1 protein-coding gene and 1 pseudogene are annotated in these 1709 nt (G+C 36.1%); both read right to left on the minus strand.

Features of this window, described 5'->3' with window-relative positions:
- Nucleotides 1-123: 123 nt before the first annotated feature.
- Nucleotides 124-438 (minus strand): hypothetical protein, encoded by a 315-nt coding sequence (locus C237_RS13435; protein WP_018676521.1) that lies wholly within the window; start codon nucleotides 436-438, stop codon nucleotides 124-126.
- A gap of 14 nt (nucleotides 439-452) precedes the next feature.
- A pseudogene (locus C237_RS14785) lies at nucleotides 453-1709 on the minus strand (hypothetical protein); the annotation flags it as partial.

A 1709-nucleotide genomic window follows, 5' to 3' on the forward strand; every position in this document is an offset into this window, starting at 1 on the left:
CCAACAGCTGGTGCAGCGGCTAATTTTATAGTTGCCATAATCTTTTGGCTTGTTGTTCCCGCGTGTATATTCATTAGGTTTTTAATGATAAATTCNTTAATCATAATGTTTGTTTTTTAAACTCTACTTTTCCTCTGTATTTTCTATTGCTATATTAGCCGTAAAGTTACCTGCTGTAATATCCAGCATTGTTTGGAACGCCACATTAGCAATTTGAAAGTCCGCCATATTTGTCACGCCTTGTCCGTTAAGGCTAAATCCTGCGTTTGCTGAATATTGTCCACTTATGCTATTCTGACCACCTTGAGTAGCAAATGTTACGAATTGAGGGGTTTCCTGCGACAATTCTAAGTCATAGTTGTAGTAGATTTCTCTTCCGTTAATCACTTCCATCAGTGTTACTGATTTTCTCTCGTTGATTTTTGTAAGTGTTCTCATAGTTTTATTGTTTTTTAGTTAAAATTATTTCCATATAATATAGATTTGAAGTAGAGTCTTTCATCTAACACAATAGTTTGCGAATTGAGGACTTTTCCGTCGGATATATATATAATATTCATGCTCACAGGGCATAATCCATCAGGTTGCTCAATATTATGTCCGTCTTGAATGTTAAATACTGTACGGTATTTCATAATGTAATACCCGTCTTGTATCTTATTTCCCAATTTGTTTTGGGTTGCAAAAAAGATATTCTCATATTGCTTATTCGCTTGCGTTTCAAAGTTATTACCTGCGTTATAGAGGTAGGCTGTTGTATTCTCTGGGCTAAAAACTCTAAATGTTCCGTTTTGACTTTCTTCAATTGTGGTTGGATGCCCTTCTACTCTTTTTTTTCTCAACGCACTTATTACACATCCTCTTAAATTATCTCGTGTTCCATTCTGAATATTAAGACGCCAAAGTTTTTCCTCACTAAAACTATCCGATACATAGCCTATAAATTGTAATCCTGATTGTCCGATTTCTGCCGTTTTGGTGCCGTTATCGTTATAGATGTTAAAGACAGCCTTTCCGTTTTTTTGACCGATTTCAAAAATGACTTGTCCTGCACTATTACGCACTCTTAAAAAGCCATCTCTGTGAATACTTATCGGTGCTTTTCCTCTGTTGTTGTAATCTGCACCACCCCAAAGGAACATATCCGTGTTTCCCCCAAGCCCAGTAAGCCCAGCATTAGCACCATAGCCATTTCCTACGATAACACTACCAGTAGCAACGGCATTACCTTGTACAGAAGTGCTTGTTAGAAAATCAGTTTTAGAGATAAGGTTATTAATATTAGTTTGTTGGTTTTGTGTAAGCCCTAATGCTTCTTGTGCTTTATCATCCGCTAATTTTCCGATTTTTAATGATTTGCTTATTCCCTCTAACACCTCTGGAGAAACCTCTCTACATTGTGGGTTTACAATCCATAATTTAGAGTTTTTTCCATTGTTATAGTAATTCAATATTCTTAGTCTAATTTTCTTCATTGTGGGTAATAACCTCGCATGATTATTAACACCACCTATATTGTTAGATAATCCTATTGTATCCATTGGAGCATAGGAATAAGGCAGAATATATCCTTTTATTTTTACCCAATCACCCGTAATATCGCTGGTAAAATGTGTAAAATAGAAGTTCCCGTCTTGAGCCATTTCACCATTATTGCCATCTACTCTATAAACCGCCCCACTTTGTGTGGATAGTCCTATGTAATTTCG

The sequence above is a fragment of the Riemerella columbina DSM 16469 genome (assembly GCF_000374405.1).
Lineage (GTDB): Bacteria > Bacteroidota > Bacteroidia > Flavobacteriales > Weeksellaceae > Riemerella > Riemerella columbina.

What these genes read in the sequence shown, in the direction of transcription:
- C237_RS13435 (WP_018676521.1), bottom strand. Translation starts at nt 438, where the DNA reads ATGAGAACACTTACAAAAATCAACGAGAGAAAATCAGTAACACTGATG.